Here is an 18,964-nt window from a genome sequence, read left to right as displayed (position 1 = left end):
TCGACCATGGCCACTCCGCTCGCCGTCGTGATCGTGACGTATCACAGCGAAGCGATCATCGAAGACTGCCTGCGGTCGGTGCTGACCGAGCTCGGCGACGACGACTCGGCTCGGATCATCGTGGCGGACAACGCCTCCACGGACCGGACGCTCGAACTCGTCGCCGCCACCGCGCCGCTCGCCCAGATCATCGCGCTGCGCTCGAACGGCGGCTTCGGCGCGGGCGTCAACGCGGGGTTCGCCGCCGCCGAGGGGCACGACGTGCTCGTGCTCAATCCCGACGTCCGGCTGCGTCCTGGCTCGGTCAAGGCGTTGCGGGACCGGCTGGCGACGCCGGGCACCGGCATCGCGGTCCCGCTGCTGGTCGACGAAGCGGGCGAAACCCAGTTGTCACTGCGCAGGCGTCCGACGACGTTGCGCGCGCTCGGCGAGACCCTGCTCGGCGGTACCCGTTCCGGCCGGATCGCCCCGCTCGGCGAGCTGATCGTCGACAAATCGCGTTACCAACGCTCGGGCACTGTCGACTGGGCGACCGGCGCGGCCTGGCTCATCTCGGCCGAGTGCCGCGCGGCCATCGGCATGCTGGAGGAGCGCTACTTCCTCTACTCCGAGGAGACCGACTACCACCTGCGCGCGGGCGACCACGGTTTCGCCGTGCGCAACGAGCCCGCGGCGGTCGCCGTGCACATCGGTGGCGAGCAGTCGACGTCGCCGACGCTGTGGGCGCTGTCGGCGACCAACCGCGTGCGCCTGCGGCGCGAGCGCGACGGGCTGCCCGCGGCCGTCGCCATGTGGTTCGCCGTGTTCGCGAACGAGCTGCTGCGCGCGGTCGTGCGCGGGCGTGACGGCGGCGCCAAACACCGGCTCGCGCTGCGACAGCTGCTGCCGATGCGGCGGTGGCCGGAGCAGACCGCCGAGCGCGGGTACATCTGCTTTTCGGCGCAGGACTGGTGGTATCACAACCAGGCGCACTCCGACTTCCAGCTGATGCGCTCGATCGCCGAGAAGCGGCGGGTGCTGGTGATCAACAGCATCGGCATGCGGATGCCGACGCCGGGCCGCAGCACCCAGGTGACCAGGCGGATCCTGCGCAAGCTCCGCAGCGTGGCGATGCTGGTGCGCAAGCCGCTGCCGGAGCTGCCGAACTTCCACGTGATGTCGCCGCTGCCGCTGCCGTTCTACGGCTCGCCGTTCCTGCGCAAGGTCAACGCCGTCCTGATCCGCGCGCAGGTGCGCGTGGTGGCCGCGGCGCTGCGGCTGTCCGATCCGGTGATCATGGTGACCATCCCGACCGCGTGGGACGTCGTCCGCCCGATGAAACGGCATTCGCTGGTGTTCAACCGGTCCGACCGGCACGCCGATTTCCCGGAGGCCGACCGCGAGGTCATCGAAGAACTCGAACGCGGGCTGCTCGGCAACGCCGATGTCGTCACCTATGTCAGCAACGTCCTGCTCGACTCGGAACACGACCACACCGGTGACCGCGCGCATTTCCTCGATCACGGCGTGGATATCGACCATTTCCGTCCCCGCACGGAATTGCCGGAGGATCTGGCCTCCATTCCGGGGCCGCGTATCGGTTTCTTCGGCGCGCTCGACGACTTCCTCGTCGACTTCGACCTGCTGGAGCGCATCGCCGCGGAACTGCCGGACGCCTCTTTGGTGCTGATCGGCGACTCCACGCACGCGATGGAACGATTCGATAAACACCCGAACGTGTACTGGCTGGGGTTCCGGTCCTACGCGACGATTCCAGACTACGGTTCCGGATTCGACGTGGCGATCATGCCCTGGTTGGACAATGAATGGATACAACATTCCAACCCGATCAAGCTGAAGGAGTACCTGGCGCTCGGGCTTCCCGTCGTCAGTACCGGCTTCGCCCAGCTCGAGTCCTATACGGACAGAGTGCGGGTGGCGACCGATCATGGGACGTTCGTCGACGCGATCCACACCAGCCTCGCCGAGGGTGGCTTGCAGACGCCGGAGCGGCTGCGGGATTCCGTCCGCGGCTTCTCGTGGCGGTCGCAGGCGGCGGAGCTCATGCACTTGGCGGAGGCCACCGACCACGCATGAGGGCATCAGGGGGAGGGTGGCAGCGTCACCACGTGCTGGCCGTGTTCGTGACCGTCGCCGTGCTCGCGGCGACCTTCGTGATGTACCGGTCCGACAGTCTCACCGGCACAGCCACCACGCCGTCGGGCCCGGCCACCAGCTCCGTGGTCGCCCCGGGCTCGCTCCCCCGGGTCCCTTGGGCAGGCCCGGATTTCTACAAGGCCTTCCCGGCGATGGTCAGCGCGGGCTGGACCGACCCGAACTTCTTCCCGATCGGCGTCTGGTACGAGGCGGTGACCACTCCCGCCGACACCGCGCTCGACAAGGAAGCGGGCCTCAACACCTACTTCGAGCTCACGGCGTCCAGTGACATCTCTTTGGTCCGCGACGCCGGGATGTTCGCGATGCCGAGCACCCAGCTCAAAGGCTACGGCCCGGAAACGGTCGGCTGGCTGTTGACGGACGAGGTCGATCTCTGGGGTCATGAGGGTGACGCGCCCTGGACCGGCAACTTCCCCAGCGAGGGCCCGATCTGCGTGCCCGAGCAGGCTTTGTGCGGGTACACGGTCCTGAAGACGTTGCGCGACCGCCTACCCCAGAACGACGGCCGGGTGCGCTACGCGAACTTCGGCTTCGGCATGGAGTTCTTCATCAAGGACCCGCTGGCCGCCAGGTTCCTCGACTACACCGATGTGTCCTCAATGGACACATACTGGTACACCGACCCCGGCATGTGCGAAAAGTCCCACACACCAGTGGAAGTCTGCCAGCGCTCCGCCTCGTACGGCTTCACGATGGACCGCATCCGCGGCCTCGACGCGATGGACGGCAAGCTCCAGCCGATCTACGCGTTCATCGAGACCGGCCTCCCGTTCGCCCAGTTCTCGGTCCCGATCGCGCCCGACCAGCTGTCGGGAGCGGTAATGAACTCGCTCATCCACGAGGCGCGGGGCGTCATCTACTTCAACCACAACTTCGGCGGCCCGTGCATCAGCCAGCACGTACTCCGCGACGCGTGCGGCGCCCAGATCCGGCCCGCGGTCATCGAGATCAATCGCCGCGTGAAGTCGCTGGCGCCGGTGCTGAACACGCAGTCCATCAAGTACCAGTTCTCGCCCGATCTCGACACGATGTTCAAGTCGCTGGACGGGGCTTACTACATCTTCGCGATGAACGCCCGCGGCAGCGCGCCCGGCCCGCACACGCTGACGCTGCCCTCGGGCATGCAGGCGACGCAGGCGGAGGTCCTGTTCGAAGACCGGACGGTGCCCGTCGATGCGGGCAAGCTCGTGGACACCTTCGCGGCCGAGTCGACCTACCACGTCTACAAGCTCAAAGGCTCGTGAGTGCCGCGGCCGGTTCCTGGGTGGCAACCCCCAACGTGGCGTGTTCTGGGCCGGTGCGAGCTTTCTCGGCCAAGCTCGATGAGGGCGCCCGGGCTTGGGTGCGCTGTGCGGTGAGGGCCTCCCTCACCGGGGCTAAGTGAGTCGTGAGTGTTTAGGCCGTTATTGAGCGGACACGCCAAAGTTGGCGTGGTGGGCCTGAGCGTCGCGTAGGTGCGACTCCGGCGTTGCAGGCCGCGAGTCGTCTCGGCCTTGCTGAGAATCAGCGGCCGCAGGCCCGACGGAGTTGCTTTTGGGACACCTGATGGCCCAAAAGCAACTCCGTCAGCCCATACCTGGGCCTGGGCGGTCAAGCGGGTTGACTGTGCGGGTTTTGCGTCGTTCAACGACGCATTTCTCACACAGCCACCCCGGCCGCGGCCGAGCAAACCAGACACGCCACGTTTGACCTTCCGCCCAAATAGAACCGCCCGCAACGCTCACGACCCCTTTGCCCCAGGCGGGATAAAGCGGGCTTTATCCCGCCTGGGTAGGCGGGTCGCGGGTGTCGCGGGTGAACGGGCAAGGTGTCCAGCGAGCTGGGTGAAGGCCTCCCTCACCCAGCTCAGGCTGTATGAAGGCTCCCCTCATCCAAAGCGAGCTGTATGAAGGCTCCCTTCATCACGAATAGCTGGATGAAGGCTCCCTTCATACGCGAAGCTGGATGAGGGGAGCCTTCATACAAAGGCCAGGCCGGGCGAAGGCCGCGCTTCCGGGCGAGGCTGGGTGGGACGTGCGCCTAGCCAAGCAAAGACAAAGCGGGCCTTGCCCGGCGCGCCGCACGCCGGGCAAAGCCCGCTAAGCCGTCCCCGATCAGCTGTTGACGAACTTCGTGGCGAGGTTCTCGCCGGTGGAGGTCGCCGCACTCTTGCTCTCGATCGGGGAAACCTTGGAGTTCTTGAAGCAGATGTAGGTGACGCCGGAGTCGGTGCCGCCGTTGGCCGGGTTCGGGTTGATGCCGAGGCCGACCGCGGTGGCGTACGAGGCCTCGCCGATGATCCCGGTCGGGCCGGTGTCACCGATGACCGTGTACAGCACCTTGTTGTTGTAGATGACCGCGCACGAGCCCGCGCCCTTGAGGCCGGAGGACTGGTAGTTCCAGGTGCTGCTCACGCTCGGCACCACGATGTACGGGGTCTGGTCGGCGACCAGCGGCTTGCCGTCGGAGCGGTGGAAGGCGGTGTCCGGCTGGAACCAGGGGTCGGTGTTCTTGTTGCACTTCGTGGTGACCTGGCCATCGCAGTCGATGTCCATGTCGGCCTTCCAGAACACGGCCTGGCCCGCGTCGCAGACGGCGACCGTCTTGCCGGTCTCGTCGTCGGTCTTGTACTTGCCGTTCGAGATCTGCTTGCAGCTCGCCACCTTCGCCAGCAACTGCTGCGCGGTGGGGCCCGCCTGGATCTGAACGTCGGAAGCGCTTTCGGTGGTGGCGGCCGAAGCGATCGCGGCCGGCGCGAGCCCTGCGGCCAACGCCATCGACGCGAGCAGGATCAGCTTCCGCATCAAGCACCCCTTTGTTAGGAAGGTTTCCTTACTTCGTGATGCGGAACACAATGCACCCACACCGTCCGTCAATTCAACCGACGAATGGGGGTTGTTTTTTTCCCACGCTCCGTAACCTCCCGCCCACCGGGAGCCGAACCCGCCCAAACCTCGCCCATGCCCCAGAGCCCCGAAAGTGGCTTTCGTCAGGTCCGATACCCCGAAAGCCACTTTCGTCAGATCGCATCTGACGAAAGCCACTTTCGGGGTTTGGTCGGTCCCCGGGGTCAGATGCGGGCGAGGCGGACCAGGCGCGCGGCCGCGCGGGTCGCCTGGCGGTACAGGCCGGGTGCGCCCGCGAAGGTGTCGTCGATCCACCGACGGTCGAGGTCGTGCGGGACGCTCGTGCGCGGCTGGAGCCAGGTGAACGCGCGGGCCGTACCGCCGTCGCCGGTGTAGACGCGGGTCGCGCCCGCCTTGCGGAGGCGGTCGAGGACGCGGCGGTCGTACGAGCCGAACGGCAGCGCGACGCGCTTGACCGGGCGGCGGGTCAGCTCCGAGAGGTACTTCGACGCGTCGGTCAGCTCCTGCGAGAGGTGCTTGTCGTCGAGGCGGCGCAGGTCGCGGTGCGACCAGCCGTGCGAGCCGACCGACATGCCGGCCGCGACGAGTTCGCGCACACCTGCCCTGTCGATGCGGCCCCGCGCGCCGATCTCGCCGGCGACCGGGAAGAACTCGGCCTTGAGGCGGCGCTCGAGCAGCCGGGGCAGCGCGATCTCGACGTCGGAGGCGTTGCCGTCGTCGAAGGTCAGGTGGACGTTGTCGATCCCGGCCGCCGCGTCGAGCAGTTGCTCGAACTGCTCGACGGTCACCCACTTCTCGTTCTCGCCGGGATCGAGCGGGCGCTCCGGCCTGCCGATCCCGTGCACGGTGAGGTTTACGACGGTAGCTGGCATCCGCACCTCTCTCGACCAGCCGAACGGACTAGTTCACGATTAATCGCGTTCGACCGCCGAACAGTTACGGCGCCTTGCCAGCTAATTACTAAAACTTTCAAAGACCAGCTACTTGCGGATCTCCATGGTGCAGCACTTCGGGCCGCCACCGGCCTTGCGAAGCTCGGAAATGTCCACGTAGACGGGCTCGTACCCGCGCTCGGCCAGCCGCGCGCCGAGCTCGGTCGCCTCGACCGGGAGCACGACGTTCCGCCCGTCCGAGACACCGTTGAGCCCGAAGCACAGCGCGTCGGCCTCGGTCGCCTGCACGGCGTCCGGGAACAGCTTGGTCAGCACGCGCTGCGAGCCGGGCGAGAACGCCTGCGGGTAGTAGACGACCTGCGCGGGCGCCGCGTCCGTGGCCTCCGAGAGCACGAACAGCGCCGTGTCCAGGTGGTAGAACTTCGGGTCGATCAGGCGAAGTGAAACGACCGGCACGCCGAGGGCTTCCTGCGCCTCGGCGTGCGCGGCCGGGTCTGTGCGGAAGCCGGTGCCCGCGAGCAGGAGCTTGCCCGTCCAGGCGAAGTCACCTTCGGCTTCGTTGATCTTCTCGGGCATGGTGATGTCGCGGTAGCCGTGTTCGACGAACCAGCGGCGGAAGTGCTCGGCCTCGGCGGCACGCTGCGGCGCGCGGAAACGCGAGCCGAGCACCCGGCCGTCGACGACCGTGCCGGAGTTGGCGGCGAAAACCATGTCGGGCAGCCCGGGCTGGGCTTCGATCTCCTCGACGGTGTGGCCGAGGCGGCGGTAGGTGTCGCGCAGCTCGGTCCACTGCTGAACCGCCAGCTCGACGCTGACCGGCTGCGACGGGTCCATCCAGGGGTTGATGACGTACTCGACAGCGAAGAAGCTGGGCGGGCACATGAGGTATCGACGGGTCGTGGGCACTCGCGTCTGGTCCTGCGGCACGGCTACCTGCATGACTGAAGGGTAAGGCTCACCTAATCCGCAATCAATCGCTGTTTGCTGCGCATATACCTGCTAAACATTGCGTGTGAACACCATCGACCAGCGAATCATTTCGTGCCTGGTGGCCAACGCGCGTTCCAGCTACGCCGACATCGGCAAAGTCGTCGGCCTGTCCGCGCCCGCGGTCAAACGGAGGGTGGACAGACTGCTCGAAACGGGCGTGCTGCGCGGTTTCACCGCGGTCGTCGACCCCGAGGCGCTGGGCTGGGGCACCGAGGCGTTCGTCGAGGTGCACTGCCAGGGCAACATCGCGCCCGCGCGGATCAGGGCCCGGCTCGAACCGCTGCCGGAGGTGGTCGCCGCGTACACGGTCTCCGGCGCGGCCGACGCGATCGTCCACCTGCGCGCCGCCGACATCCATCACCTGGAGACCGCGCTGGAACGGCTGCGCGGGCTGGAGATCATCGACCGCACGGTGTCGACGGTCGTGCTCTCGCGGCTGTTGGAGCGCCCGCCGACACCTGATAGGAACCCGGAATGATCCGCAGCAGCCGCGAAGGCAAGGTCGCCGTCGTCACGATCGACGCGCCGGACAGCCGCAACGCGCTCACCCTCGACCTGTCCGCACAGCTCGCCGCAGCCGTCGCCGACGCCGAACGGGACGAGAACGTCCACGCGCTGGTCGTCACCGGCACCCCGCCCGCGTTCTGCGCCGGCGCGGATCTCAGTGCCTTAGGTGCGGCTAAAGAAGCGGGTTTGCGGGCAATTTATGACGGCTTCTTATCCGTCGCCCGGTGCACCCTGCCGACCATCGCGGCGGTCGGCGGCGCGGCCGTCGGCGCCGGGCTGAACCTGGCGCTCGCCGCGGACGTGCGCATCGTCGGGCCGCGCGCCAAGTTCATCCCGCGGTTCCTCGAACTGGGCCTGCACCCGGGTGGCGGGATGACCTGGATGTCCCAGCATTTGGTCGGCTATCAACGCACCGCCGCGATGACCTTGTTCGGCCAGAGCCTGACCGCCACCGAGGCCGTCGAGGCCGGTCTCGCGCTGAAAATCGTCGATGGAGATCATTCCGACCTGCTGGAAGCCGTTTTGGCGTTCGCGAAGCCGTCAACCGAGGCTCCACGCGAACTCGTGCTCGCCACCAAGAGGACACTAGGACTCACGCGTACGCTTTCCCAGCATGCGGACGCCGTCGACGCTGAGATCACCCCGCAGATAGCGTCGCTCGAATCGGCGGCGTTCGCGGAGCGACTGGCCGTGGTCAAAGCCCGGATCCGCGAACACTGACGGACCAGCCGGAGACAGGGGTCACAGCCCGACCGAAGCATTTACCCGTTACCATGAGTTACACATACCCGGTTTCCTGCTCAGCGGTGAGCAGTCAGGGGTACCGCGTAGTGGCTTAGGGGGCACACCCAGCAGCCACAGAGAAAATCACGAGCTAACCTCGTGGTGTAGTTACGTGGTGATCCAGCCGACATCGCCGCGGACGGGAAGCGCCAGTCGGGAGAGAGGGATTCCCTGACCCATGAGCACCACTGCGAACGGCAATGGCAACGGATCAGCACCTGCGTCACTGTCTCCCACCCGGCACACGGAGATCAGCAAACTGGATCGGGTGGTGATCCGCTTCGCGGGTGACTCCGGTGACGGTATGCAGCTCACGGGTGACAGGTTCACCTCGGAGGCCGCGGCCTTCGGCAACGACCTGTCCACGATGCCGAACTTCCCCGCGGAGATCCGCGCACCACAGGGCACCATCCCCGGTGTCTCCTCGTTCCAGGTGCACTTCGCCGATTACGACATCCTGACGCCGGGTGACCGCCCCGACGTGCTCGTCGCGATGAACCCCGCCGCGCTCAAGGCGAACCTCAAGGACGTCCCGCACGGTGGGACGATCATTGTGAACACCGACGAGTTCAACAAGCGCAACCTGGTGAAGGTCGGCTACGACGTCGACCCGCTGACCGACGACTCGCTCGAGTCGTTCCAGGTGCACAAGATCGCGATGGCGACCATCACCCGCGCCGCGCTCGAAGAGACCGGGCTGTCGAAGAAGGACGCCGAGCGCGCGAAGAACATGTTCGCGCTGGGCCTGCTGTCGTGGATGTACCACCGGCCGACCGAGGGCACCGAGCGCTTCCTGCGCGAGAAGTTCGCGAAGAAGCCGGACATCGCCGAGGCGAACATCCTGGCCTTCCGCGCGGGCTGGAACTACGGCGAGACCACCGAGTCGTTCGCGACCACGTTCCAGGTCGCGCCCGCGAAGCTCAACCAGGGCACCTACCGCCAGATCACCGGCAACACCGCGCTCGCCTACGGCCTGATCGCCGCCGGGCAGCAGTCCGGGCTGCAGATCTTCCTCGGCACGTACCCGATCACCCCGGCTTCGGACATCCTGCACGAGCTGTCGAAGCACAAGAACTTCAACATCCTCACCTTCCAGGCCGAGGACGAGATCGCCGGCATCGGCGCCGCGCTCGGCGCTTCCTACGGCGGCGCGCTGGGCATCACCTCGACCTCGGGTCCCGGTGTCGCGCTGAAGTCCGAAGCCGTCGGCCTCGGTGTGATGACCGAGCTGCCGCTGGTCGTGATCGACGTGCAGCGCGGCGGGCCGTCGACCGGCCTGCCGACCAAGACCGAGCAGGCCGACCTGCTGCAGGCCATGTTCGGCCGCAACGGCGAGTCCCCGGTCCCGATCGTCGCGCCGCTCTCGCCCGCCGACTGCTTCGACGCCGCCGTCGAGGCGACCCGCATCGCGCTGAAGTACCGCACGCCGGTGATGCTGCTGTCCGACGGCGCGATCGCGAACGGCTCGGAGCCGTGGCTGGTCCCGAACGTCGAGGACCTGCCCGACCTGCGCGTCGAGTTCGCCCAGGAGCCCAACGCCACCGACGGGTCCGGCGAGTTCTGGCCGTACCTGCGCGACCCCGAGACGCTCGCGCGGGCATGGGCCGTGCCGGGCACGCCGGGGCTGCAGCACCGGATCGGCGGCCTGGAGAAGGCCGACAAGACCGGGCACATCTCCTACGACCCGGACAACCACGAGAAGATGGTCCGGATCCGCCAGGCCAAGATCGACGGCATCGACGTGCCGAACGTGGTGGTCGACGACCCGTCCGGCGGCAAGGCCAGGGTGCTGGCGCTGGGCTGGGGCTCCTCGTACGGCCCGATCGGCGCCGCGTGCCGCCGCGTGCGCAAGAACGGCCTGCCGATCGCCCAGGCGCACCTGCGCCACCTCAACCCGTTCCCGGCGAACCTCGGTGATGTGTTGCGGTCTTACGACACTGTCGTGATTCCGGAAATGAACCTGGGTCAGCTGGCGATGTTGTTGAGGGCCAAGTACCTCGTCGACGTCCACAGTCACACCAAAGTCGCCGGCATGGCCTTCAAAGCCGAAGAGCTGCAGGGCGTGTTCACCGACATCATCACGGAGGCTGCGAAGTGACCGCGATCGATCTGGGGTTGCCCGTGCTAGGCGGCCTGGACCTTGTCCCCACCACCGAAGAGCCGCAGAAGGCCAAGGACTACAAGTCGGACCAGGAGGTCCGCTGGTGTCCCGGCTGCGGCGACTACGTCGTGCTCAACGCCGTCCAGTCGTTCCTGCCGACGCTCGGGCTCAAGCGCGAGAACATCGTGTTCATCTCGGGCATCGGCTGCTCGTCGCGGTTCCCGTACTACCTGAACACCTACGGCATGCACTCGATCCACGGCCGCGCGCCGTCGATCGCGACCGGTCTCGCCACCACCAGGCCCGACCTCTCGGTGTGGGTCGTCACCGGTGACGGCGACGCGCTGTCCATCGGCGGCAACCACCTGATCCACGCGCTGCGCCGCAACGTGAACCTGAAGATCCTGCTGTTCAACAACCGGATCTACGGCCTCACCAAGGGCCAGTACTCGCCGACCTCGGACCAGGGCACGGTCACCAAGTCGACCCCCTATGGCTCGGTCGACACCCCGTTCAACCCGCTGTCGCTGGCGATCGGCGCCGAGGCCTCGTTCGTCGGCCGCGCGCTGGACTCCGACCGCGCGGGCCTGACCGAGGTGCTCCAGGCGGCGGCCGCGCACCGTGGCTCGGCGCTGGTCGAGATCTACCAGAACTGCCCGATCTTCAACGACGGCGCGTTCGACGTGCTCAAGGACAAGGACGAGGCCGCCCAGCGGCTCATCCCGCTCAGGGCGGGCGAGCCGATCCGCTTCGGCCCGGAGCAGGAATACGGCGTCACCCGCGGCGGCTGGGGCGGGCTGGAGGTCGGCAAGGTCGCCAACATCGGCGAGGAGAACCTCGTCGTGCACGACCCGACGATCGTCGACCCGGCCTACGCGTTCGCGCTGTCCCGCATCGGGGACCAGAACCTCAACCACACCCCGATCGGCATCCTGCGCCAGGTCGACCGCCCCACCTACGACGACCAGGCCCGCGCCCAGGTCGAGGCGGCCACCCAGGCCAAGGCCCCCAACCTGCAGCAGCTCCTCACCGGCAAAGACACCTGGACAGTGGTCTAAACCAATACTCGCGTTAGCCCGAAAGCCACTTTCGTCAGATCGCATCTGACGAAAGTGGCTTTCGGGCTTTCGGGACCTCCTTCGCGGGTGTGACCCAGGTCACATGAGTCGGATGTCGAGTCCGAGAACCCAGCTTCGTCCCTGCGGTGTCCCGACCAAGAGGCACCGAGGAGACCACCATGGAGCAGAGCCGGATCGACGAAATCCTGAGCCGCCCGTACAGCAAGGAACTGCTGGCCCGTGACCTCGCCAGGCTGGCGTTCGTCGCGCTCGACGGCACTCCGCGCTCGATCCCGATCGGGATCTACTGGAACGGCACGGAGATCGTCATGTGCACCGCGAAGAACGCCCGGAAGCTGCCCGCGCTGCGCCGCAACCCGGCCGTCGCGCTCACCATCGACACCGAGTCGCACCCGCCCAAGGTCCTGCTCATCCGGGGCGAGGCCGAGCTGGACGAGGTCGACGGCATCCCCGAGGAGTACATGCGCTGGAACGGCACCTACGAGATGACCCCCGAGCAGCGCGCCGAGTGGGAAAAAGGCGTGCGCGCGCTCTACGACGGCATGGTCCGCGTCGTCGTGAAGCCGACCTGGGTCAAGCTGATCGACTTCGAAACCACGTTGCCGACGGCCATCGAAGAGCTCATGGCCCGCCAGGAAGCCTGAAACGGAGATCATCATGAACGAGAGCAACTACCCTGGCCGCGTGACGGTCAAGCGCATGGACAACGTCGGCATCGTCTTCGAAGACCTCGACGCCGCGGTCGAATTCTTCCTCGAACTCGGCCTGGAGCTCGAGGGCAGGATGACGGTCGAAAGTGAATGGGCGGAACGGATCGTCGGCCTCAAGGACATGAAGGTCGACATCGCGATGGTCCGGACCCCGGACGGCCACAGCAAGCTGGAGCTGATGAGCTACCACTCGCCGAAGGCCGCCGCGAGCGATCCGAACGCACCGATGAACACGCTGGGACTGCGCCGTCTCCTGTTCGCCGTCGACGACATCGACGCAACGGTGACCAGGCTGCGCGCGCTCGGCGCCGAGCTCATCGGTGAGATCGTGCAGATCCCGGGCGTCTGCCTGATGGGTTATCTCCGCGGTCCCGAAGGCGTCATCATCGCGCTCGCGGAGGAGAACAATGGCTAAGTACCTGCTGCTCAAGCACTACCGCGGCGCTCCGGCCTCGGTCAACGACGCGCCCATGGACCAGTGGACGCCCGAGGAGATCTCGGCGCACATCCAGTACATGCGCGACTTCGCGGACCGGCTCGTGGAGACCGGCGAGTTCGTCAGCGAACAGGCACTCGCGCCCGAGGGCACCTGGGTCCGCTACGACGGCGAAGGCCGGCCGCCCGTCACCGACGGCCCGTTCGCCGAGACCAAGGATCTCATCGCGGGCTGGATGATCATCGACGTCGACAGCTGGGAACGCGCGCTCGAACTGGCCGGCGAGCTGTCGGCGGCGCCGGGAGCGGGCGGGAAGCCGATCCACGAATGGCTCGAACTGCGCCCGTTCTACGGCGAGCAGCCCACGATCACGGAGTAAGCGCCGGTGGACGAGCTGCTGCTGCGCGAACTCACGCCGAACGTCCTTGGCATCCTCGTCCGCCGCGGCGCCGATTTCGCGGCGGCCGAGGACGCCGTCCAGGACGCGCTGCTCGAGGCGGTCCGCGTCTGGCCGTCCGAGCCGCCGCGCGATCCCAAGGGCTGGCTGATCACGGTGTCCTGGCGCAAGTTCCTCGACGCGACCAAGGCGAACGCCGCTCGCCGCCGTCGCGAGGACCTCGTCGACGAGGAACCCGCGCCGGAGCCCGCGCCCGCCGTGGACGACACCCTGCAGCTCTACTTCCTCTGCGCCCACCCGTCACTGACCCCGTCGTCGGCGGTCGCGCTCACGCTGCGCGCCGTCGGCGGCCTGACCACCCGGCAGATCGCCGAGGCGTACCTGGTGCCGGAACCGACCATGGCGCAACGCATCAGCCGTGCCAAGCGCACCATCTCGGGGGTGCGGTTCGACCAGCCCGGCGACGTCGCGACCGTGCTGCGCGTGCTCTATCTCGTGTTCAACGAGGGCTACTCCGGCGACGTCGACCTGGCCGCCGAGGCGATCCGGCTCACCCGCAGGCTCGCGGCCGAGTTCGATCACCCCGAGGTGGCCGGGCTGCTCGCCCTGATGCTGCTCCACCACGCCAGGCGCGCCGCGCGGACCGCGCCGGACGGCAGCCTGGTGCCGCTCGCCGAGCAGGATCGCGGCCGGTGGGACACCCGGTCGATCGCCGAGGGCGTCGACATCCTGCAAGCGGCGCTCGCCCGCGACCGGCTGGGCGAGTTCCAGGCACAGGCCGCCATCGCGGCGCTGCACGCGGACGCGCAGACGGCCGAAGAGACCGACTGGGTGCAGATCGTCGAGTGGTACGACGAGCTCGCGAAGCTGACCGACAGCCCGATCGTCCGGCTCAACCGCGCGGTCGCGGTCGGCGAGGCCGACGGTCCGCGCGCTGGCCTGACGGCGCTGGCCGCAGTCGACGACTCGCTGCCCCGGCACACGGCGGTGGCGGCGTATCTCCACGAGCGCGACGGCGACGTGAAAACGGCGGCCCGGCTTTACGCCGAGGCCGCCGAAAAAGCCGCCAACCTGGCCGAACGCGCTCACCTGACCCGGCAAGCCGCCCGGCTCAACGCCCAGGTCAGGTAAGCGGCCGGAAGCCCACTCGCTCGGCGTCCGCCGCGGTGCGGAACCAGACCTCGGCGACCATGCGCGGGAACTGCGGCGACTCGTCCGTGCAGTACCGCAGCGCCGTCACGCTGGCCTTGACCGCGAAGTCCTCCGACGGCGGCGCGCCACCGGGACGCGGCATCGCCGAGCCGGGACCGAACGGGCCGGGCGGCACCGACTGGTCGACGGCCTGGTGCCGCGCGGGCGGCGGCTCGGGCGCGACGTGGTTGGGCTGCACGGTCGGCTCGAACAGCGAGCCGCTGTGGATGCCCGTGGTCTCCGACGAGGACGGCTCACGCCGCTCGACCGCGCGCATCGACGGCTGGATCGGCCGAGGCGGCTCGAAGCCGCCCCTGATCGACTCGCCGCGCTGGCGTTTCGGCAGCAGCTGGGTGGTCTCCATCGCGGTCTCTTCCGGCTCGACCGGCAGCTCGCCGCTCTCCACGCTGTCGAACGCGGTCGTCTCGTCGGCGGGCTCGATGCCGCCGAAGCGCGGCGCCTCTTCGAACGCGGAGCGCTCGGGCAGCGGCTCGCGGTCGAACCAGTCCGGCTCCGGCGCCGACGGCTTCTGGAACAGCGAGCCTTCCGGCTCGTCGTCGGCCTCGGAGATGTGCATGTACTCGGTCGGCGGCTGCTCCTCGAGCACCGAACGGACCTCGGTCCGCTCCGGCTCCCAAGCCTCTTGCTCGGGCTCCGACTCCTGCTCGGGCTCCCAGGCCTCGGCGACCTGAGCGACCGGCTCGGGCTCCCACTGCTCCTGCGCGACGGGTTCCGGCTCCCAGAGCCGGGGCTCCGGCTCCAGCTGCCGTGTCAGCTCCTGCGAGTCCAGCTGGCGCGTCAGCTCCGGCTCGTCCTCGGGCTGCCACTGGTCCTGCTGCGCGACGGCCTGCGGCTCCCAGGGCTGCCGCTCGACCGCGGGCGTCTCCACCAGCGTCGCGGGCTGCTCCGCCGCGGGCTCCTGGCGCGCCGAGGCCCGCTCGGCGTGCACCGCGGTCAGCGTGGCTTCCAGCTCACGAATGCGCTTGCGGGCCGGCAACACCAGCACCAGCCAGGTGAGCAGCGCCCCCACGATGAAGGCCAGCAGGCTCCACAGCCAAACCTGCCCGAAAATCGACACTCCGGCCTCCCTACCGCGTTCGCGCGACCAGGTAGTCGGCGACCGACTCGCACGCGTCGCGGGCTGGCGAAGCGGGCAGTGCGGCCAGCTCGGCACGCGCCCGACGAGCGTAGTCGGAAAGAGTGGCCCTTGCCTGCTCCAGTCCCGCGGACGAGCGCAGCAGCTCGAGCGCCTCGGCGACGAGATCGTCGTCCTCGATCGGGCCCTGCAGCAGCTCCAGCAGCCGTGGGTCGGTCGACGGGTCGGCGAGCGCGTAGAGCATCGGCAGCGTGCTGACGCCTTCGCGCAGGTCGGTGCCCTGCACCTTGCCCGACTCGTCGGACGGCGAGGCGATGTCGATGATGTCGTCGGAGATCTGGAACGCGGTCCCGATGATGTCGCCGAAGCGCCGCAAAGCGTCGATGTATCCGTCAGGTGCGCCGGACATCATGCCGCCGAACCGGCCGGCGGTGGCGATCAGCGAACCGGTCTTCTGCGCGATCACCGTCAGGTAGTGCTCGACCGGGTCCTCGCCGTCGACGGGCCCGACGGTCTCCCGCATCTGCCCGGTGACCAGCTCGCCGAACGTCTCGGCGATGATCCGCGCCGCGTCGGTGCCGAGGTCCGCGACCAGCCGCGAGGCGTGCGCGAACAGGAAGTCCCCGGTCAGGATGGCGATGGTGTTGTCCCAGCGCGCGTTGACGCTGACCGCGCCGCGCCGCATGGTCGCCTCGTCCATCACGTCGTCGTGGTACAGCGTCGCGAGGTGCACCAGCTCGACGGCCGCGGCCGCGATGATGACGTGGTCGTCCTGCTTCACCCCGAACTGCGACGCGAGCAGCGTGAACATGGGACGAAAACGTTTGCCACCGGCCTCGACCAGGTGGGTAGCCGCGTCGTTGACGGCCTTGACCTCACTGCGCACGACCTCGCGCAGCAGGGCCTCGACGTCGCCAAGGCCGCCAGCGATGGCTCGCAGCAGCGGCTCGTCGGCGATCGACAGGCCGACGGTCGCGCGCAGGTCCTCGATGGTGCCGCCCTGAATGGACACGTCGGCTCCGCTCTCTCAAACTCCGGGTCGGGGTCTTCTCCAGCGTAATGGCAACCCCTGGTCACCTGTTGACGTGCTGTCCTGCGGAAACGGTGATGAACGCGACAGTCCCCCTCGTCACCCTCAGTGACCGAGTCGCTGCCATGCCATCTCCACCTTGTGCTTGGCGTGGTCATCCCTGATCAGCAGCGTCGACCGGTCGGCGAAATCGAGCCGGACCACGCGCACGGCGGGGAAGCTCATCCCGGTGAACGGCATCGAGATCGCGGTGACCAGGCCGGGCCCGAGATCGCACACGGTGGTGATCAGCGCTTTCTTGTCCGGCTGCTCGACGAGCCACTTGCTGAAGACGGTCACCGCCAGCCTGCGATCCGTCCAGACGAGCCTGCCCGCGCCGGAACCGTCGCTGAGGTGATCAGCCAGCCGGACCGCGATCTGGTCGGGATGCTCGGCGTGCGCCCAATAGGAGAGGACCGGCTCGTCCGTCCAGTCCGTGTCCCTGAACACGAACTCGGTCGGCTGACGCAGGCGAACGGGCTTCAGCGTCAGTTCCGGCACCGGCCTGGTGGGCCGGTACGGCACGTGACGCTCCTGCCCGATCCTCGCGCCGAGGAAGCCGAGCGTGGGCACTTGGCCGAACAGCAGCTTCTCCCCCGGCTGCAGCCACACCTTGCGCAGCTCCTGCTCGACGAACTTGTGCACGTTCTTGTCTTCTTTGGCCGAGTAGCGCTTCGGCAGCCCGTTGGGCATCGGCACGCCACCCGGCAACAGCTGGACGTTGACGGTCATCGGCGCACGCTCGCCGTGGTCATCGCCAGCATCCATTCGTGGGCTTCACGGTCTCCCCGGAGGATGAACATGTCCCAGCCAGACCCATCAACGAAGTTCAGCCGGAAACACGAGTTCCAGCTGACCTTCCAGCGTCGCGACGCGACCTCGAACCCGGCGATGTGCGCCGCCGGGATCTCGCCCGTGACCCCGGCGCCGACCATCGGCTTCGGATCGGGCGGCTGGAAATCCGGGACCGCGTCGGTCGCCACGAAATCCTTCACCGCCTTGCCGAACTTGATCGCCTTGCCCAGCAGGGACTTCGGCGCCTCTTTCTCGGGTTCCTTCGGCGGCTCGGGCTTCGGCTCGACCGGCAGATCCCGGAAGCCGACCTGCACCAGCCCGCGCGGGGTGAGCGCCCAGGTGCCGCTCTTGAAAGCGTCGAGATAGCGGATCGCGAGACAGTCCAACGACTTGCCGAAGACCACGAAGTCCGGCTGCACCTTGAACGGCTTGCCGTCGCCCCCGTCCTCTCCGCCGAGCGCGGCATCGACCAGCCCCTCCGCGAATCCGGCGACGCCGCGCCCGACCGCCTTGGCACCCCTGGCCAGCAACGGATCGAGCACGACCCCTTCGTCGCTGAGCCCACGCACGTCATAGTTGATGACGCCGTCGCAAGCACCCTCGATCGCCCACAGGAAACCGTCGCCGAGCACGGTCCTCGTCTTCAACGCCGGACCGAGTTCCTGGCTGTCGTCAAGCACCATGTTCATCCCCGCATCAACTGCCAGGCGCGCTCCACCCGCAGCCGGGTGAGGTCATCGCGGAGGTACAGCGCCGAACCATCGGCGAACCCGAGCCGGATCACCCGCGGCGGCGGCACCGACCGCCCTGCGAACGGCATCCCTACGTCCGCGAGCCGCCCAGCGGGCAACTCTAGAGCGGTGGTGAGCAACGATTGTCCTGACTCGCGAAGCTGCGCGGAGTGGTAGACCACCGCGATCCGCTGATCGCTGAGCACCACCTTCGCCGCACCCCAGCCGTCGGTGAAGTGATCGGCGAACCAGACCGCGTCCTGCTCACCTTGCCGCGCCTCGAACCAATACGAGAACGCCTGATCGTCGGCCCAGTCGATCCCATCGAAGCCCGGCCCGGTCGTCAGCTCGTGCGGCTTCGGCCAGTCACACTTTCCGAACCGGTGCTCGGGAACCTGCCGCACAGGGACGTGCGGCAACCGCAGCTCGTCACCGATGCGCCCGCCTGTGTAGCCGGGAATGGGAGCGTGCCACAGCAGAAGCCCTTCACCGGGCCGCAGCCAATGCTTGCGGAGGTCCTCCTCCATCTCCGAGTCGCGCTTCTTGCGCAGCAGGAGATCGGGTGCGAGCGAGTCCAGCAGTCCCATCGGATTCACCCCCTGGTCTTCGCGAGCAGCCAGTCGGCCGCCTCGGGTTCGGCCATGACGAAGTCGAACCCGGAACCGTCCACAAGGGACAATCTAGGACCACGCGGTCCCATCGCGAACCCGCCGATCATCGCCGCGGGAAGCTCGGACTTCACGAACCACTCGCGAGGCGCTTCCGTGCCGCTGACGATGTTGACCACGTCCTTGCCGAACTTCCACGCCTTGCCGACCAACGACGTCGGCTCAGGCTCCGGCGGGGTGGTCTCCCGCGAGTCCACAAAGGCCAGACGGCTCCGGGTCAACGCCCACAGGACACCACCCGCCTTGGCATGCCGGTGCGCCAGGCAATCCGGTCCCGGTCCGAACACGATCACCTGAGGCGGCGGATCCTTGGGATTGGGGTCGTCGTCCAAGAACAGGTTCGCCACGTCGAGCGCCGCGTCCGTGCCCCGGCTCAGCAACGACTTCTTGGGCTCACCGGTCCGGTCGAGGCCGCGGATGTCGTAGTGCACGCGGAGGAAATACCCCGCCCAGAGCACCGGCTCCGGCAGCACGGAAGCGGCCCGCAGCGCGGGCCCTGGAGTCTCCTGCATGTC

19 protein-coding genes are annotated in these 18,964 nt (G+C 68.0%); 10 read left to right on the top strand and 9 right to left on the bottom strand.

The genetic code is table 11. From position 1 onward, the window contains the following. The first annotated feature begins 6 nt into the window (after positions 1-6). Both BLV57_RS27140 and BLV57_RS27135 read left to right on the top strand, forming a co-directional pair. Positions 7-2,076: a glycosyltransferase gene (locus tag BLV57_RS27140; protein WP_091293462.1), complete on the top strand. Its 2,070-nt coding sequence runs from the start codon at positions 7-9 to the stop codon at positions 2,074-2,076. A gap of 32 nt (positions 2,077-2,108) precedes the next feature. Next, entirely contained in the window at positions 2,109-3,401 is a 1,293-nt protein-coding gene (locus tag BLV57_RS27135) for a hypothetical protein (RefSeq protein ID WP_091293460.1), read from the top strand. Between the two features lie 849 nt (positions 3,402-4,250). On the opposite strand, the gene BLV57_RS27130 is transcribed toward BLV57_RS27135, so the two are convergent. The 3 genes from BLV57_RS27130 to ddaH form a co-directional block, all read right to left on the bottom strand. Beyond that, positions 4,251-4,940, bottom strand: coding sequence for a glycoside hydrolase family 75 protein (locus BLV57_RS27130; protein WP_091293458.1), 690 nt, complete (start codon positions 4,938-4,940; stop codon positions 4,251-4,253). Positions 4,941-5,206: 266 nt separating this feature from the next. After that, on the bottom strand, positions 5,207-5,875 hold the full coding sequence (locus BLV57_RS27125) for a polysaccharide deacetylase family protein (RefSeq protein ID WP_091293456.1): 669 nt from the start codon (positions 5,873-5,875) through the stop codon (positions 5,207-5,209). A gap of 108 nt (positions 5,876-5,983) precedes the next feature. Then, positions 5,984-6,835 (bottom strand): dimethylargininase, encoded by an 852-nt coding sequence (gene ddaH, locus BLV57_RS27120; protein WP_091293454.1) that lies wholly within the window; start codon positions 6,833-6,835, stop codon positions 5,984-5,986. A 73-nt stretch (positions 6,836-6,908) separates the two neighbouring features. Here ddaH and BLV57_RS27115 point away from each other — a divergent pair, with 73 nt between their 5' ends. From BLV57_RS27115 to BLV57_RS27080, 8 genes are all read left to right on the top strand, one after another. Continuing rightward, positions 6,909-7,364: an Lrp/AsnC family transcriptional regulator gene (locus tag BLV57_RS27115; RefSeq protein ID WP_091293452.1), complete on the top strand. Its 456-nt coding sequence runs from the start codon at positions 6,909-6,911 to the stop codon at positions 7,362-7,364. Then, positions 7,361-8,113: an enoyl-CoA hydratase gene (locus tag BLV57_RS27110; protein ID WP_091293450.1), complete on the top strand. Its 753-nt coding sequence runs from the start codon at positions 7,361-7,363 to the stop codon at positions 8,111-8,113. Before BLV57_RS27115 ends, BLV57_RS27110 begins: the two co-directional genes overlap by 4 nt. Before the next feature lie 241 nt (positions 8,114-8,354). Next, entirely contained in the window at positions 8,355-10,274 is a 1,920-nt protein-coding gene (locus BLV57_RS27105; protein WP_091293449.1) for a 2-oxoacid:acceptor oxidoreductase subunit alpha, read from the top strand. Next, positions 10,271-11,335, top strand: coding sequence for a 2-oxoacid:ferredoxin oxidoreductase subunit beta (locus BLV57_RS27100; protein ID WP_091293447.1), 1,065 nt, complete (start codon positions 10,271-10,273; stop codon positions 11,333-11,335). The genes BLV57_RS27105 and BLV57_RS27100 overlap by 4 nt, the downstream gene beginning before the upstream one ends. Positions 11,336-11,514: 179 nt before the next feature. After that, positions 11,515-12,000 (top strand): pyridoxamine 5'-phosphate oxidase family protein, encoded by a 486-nt coding sequence (locus BLV57_RS27095; protein WP_091293445.1) that lies wholly within the window; start codon positions 11,515-11,517, stop codon positions 11,998-12,000. A 13-nt stretch (positions 12,001-12,013) separates the two neighbouring features. After that, complete coding sequence (locus BLV57_RS27090) at positions 12,014-12,481, top strand: VOC family protein (protein WP_245757537.1); 468 nt, start codon at positions 12,014-12,016, stop codon at positions 12,479-12,481. Continuing rightward, on the top strand, positions 12,474-12,881 hold the full coding sequence (locus BLV57_RS27085; RefSeq protein ID WP_091293444.1) for a YciI family protein: 408 nt from the start codon (positions 12,474-12,476) through the stop codon (positions 12,879-12,881). The genes BLV57_RS27090 and BLV57_RS27085 overlap by 8 nt, the downstream gene beginning before the upstream one ends. A gap of 6 nt (positions 12,882-12,887) precedes the next feature. Then, complete coding sequence (locus BLV57_RS27080) at positions 12,888-14,030, top strand: RNA polymerase sigma factor (protein ID WP_091293442.1); 1,143 nt, start codon at positions 12,888-12,890, stop codon at positions 14,028-14,030. On the opposite strand, the gene BLV57_RS27075 is transcribed toward BLV57_RS27080, so the two are convergent. The 6 genes from BLV57_RS27075 to BLV57_RS27050 all read right to left on the bottom strand — a co-directional run bounded on the left by BLV57_RS27075 (position 14,023) and on the right by BLV57_RS27050 (position 18,961). Continuing rightward, positions 14,023-15,168, bottom strand: a complete 1,146-nt coding sequence (locus tag BLV57_RS27075; RefSeq protein WP_091293440.1) for a sunset domain-containing protein — start codon at positions 15,166-15,168, stop codon at positions 14,023-14,025. The two genes, BLV57_RS27080 and BLV57_RS27075, sit on opposite strands and share 8 nt — an antisense overlap. A 10-nt stretch (positions 15,169-15,178) precedes the next feature. After that, complete coding sequence (locus tag BLV57_RS27070) at positions 15,179-16,192, bottom strand: polyprenyl synthetase family protein (protein WP_425426051.1); 1,014 nt, start codon at positions 16,190-16,192, stop codon at positions 15,179-15,181. 129 nt (positions 16,193-16,321) lie between these two features. Beyond that, on the bottom strand, positions 16,322-16,987 hold the full coding sequence (locus BLV57_RS27065; RefSeq protein ID WP_091293437.1) for a hypothetical protein: 666 nt from the start codon (positions 16,985-16,987) through the stop codon (positions 16,322-16,324). Further along, entirely contained in the window at positions 16,984-17,739 is a 756-nt protein-coding gene (locus tag BLV57_RS27060) for a hypothetical protein (protein WP_143047160.1), read from the bottom strand. Before BLV57_RS27060 ends, BLV57_RS27065 begins: the two co-directional genes overlap by 4 nt. After that, complete coding sequence (locus BLV57_RS27055) at positions 17,736-18,368, bottom strand: hypothetical protein (RefSeq protein WP_091293433.1); 633 nt, start codon at positions 18,366-18,368, stop codon at positions 17,736-17,738. The genes BLV57_RS27060 and BLV57_RS27055 overlap by 4 nt, the downstream gene beginning before the upstream one ends. A 5-nt stretch (positions 18,369-18,373) precedes the next feature. Then, positions 18,374-18,961, bottom strand: a complete 588-nt coding sequence (locus BLV57_RS27050) for a hypothetical protein (RefSeq protein WP_143047159.1) — start codon at positions 18,959-18,961, stop codon at positions 18,374-18,376. Between the last annotated feature and the right edge of the window lie 3 nt (positions 18,962-18,964).

The organism is Amycolatopsis xylanica (assembly GCF_900107045.1).
Taxonomy (GTDB): Bacteria; Actinomycetota; Actinomycetes; order Mycobacteriales; family Pseudonocardiaceae; genus Amycolatopsis; species Amycolatopsis xylanica.
This window is presented reverse-complemented; position numbering and strand designations above follow the sequence as displayed.

Bases quoted from the DNA above. Each gene is read 5' to 3' on its own strand.
- BLV57_RS27125 (WP_091293456.1), bottom strand. From the start codon at position 5,875: ATGCCAGCTACCGTCGTAAACCTCACCGTGCACGGGATCGGCAGGCCG.
- BLV57_RS27105 (WP_091293449.1), top strand. From the start codon at position 8,355: ATGAGCACCACTGCGAACGGCAATGGCAACGGATCAGCACCTGCGTCA.
- BLV57_RS27110 (WP_091293450.1), top strand. From the start codon at position 7,361: ATGATCCGCAGCAGCCGCGAAGGCAAGGTCGCCGTCGTCACGATCGAC.
- BLV57_RS27085 (WP_091293444.1), top strand. From the start codon at position 12,474: ATGGCTAAGTACCTGCTGCTCAAGCACTACCGCGGCGCTCCGGCCTCG.
- BLV57_RS27060 (WP_143047160.1), bottom strand. From the start codon at position 17,739: ATGAACATGGTGCTTGACGACAGCCAGGAACTCGGTCCGGCGTTGAAG.
- BLV57_RS27140 (WP_091293462.1), top strand. From the start codon at position 7: ATGGCCACTCCGCTCGCCGTCGTGATCGTGACGTATCACAGCGAAGCG.
- BLV57_RS27090 (WP_245757537.1), top strand. From the start codon at position 12,014: ATGAACGAGAGCAACTACCCTGGCCGCGTGACGGTCAAGCGCATGGAC.
- BLV57_RS27055 (WP_091293433.1), bottom strand. From the start codon at position 18,368: ATGGGACTGCTGGACTCGCTCGCACCCGATCTCCTGCTGCGCAAGAAG.
- BLV57_RS27065 (WP_091293437.1), bottom strand. From the start codon at position 16,987: ATGACCGTCAACGTCCAGCTGTTGCCGGGTGGCGTGCCGATGCCCAAC.
- ddaH (WP_091293454.1), bottom strand. From the start codon at position 6,835: ATGCAGGTAGCCGTGCCGCAGGACCAGACGCGAGTGCCCACGACCCGT.
- BLV57_RS27130 (WP_091293458.1), bottom strand. From the start codon at position 4,940: ATGCGGAAGCTGATCCTGCTCGCGTCGATGGCGTTGGCCGCAGGGCTC.
- BLV57_RS27050 (WP_143047159.1), bottom strand. From the start codon at position 18,961: ATGCAGGAGACTCCAGGGCCCGCGCTGCGGGCCGCTTCCGTGCTGCCG.
- BLV57_RS27095 (WP_091293445.1), top strand. From the start codon at position 11,515: ATGGAGCAGAGCCGGATCGACGAAATCCTGAGCCGCCCGTACAGCAAG.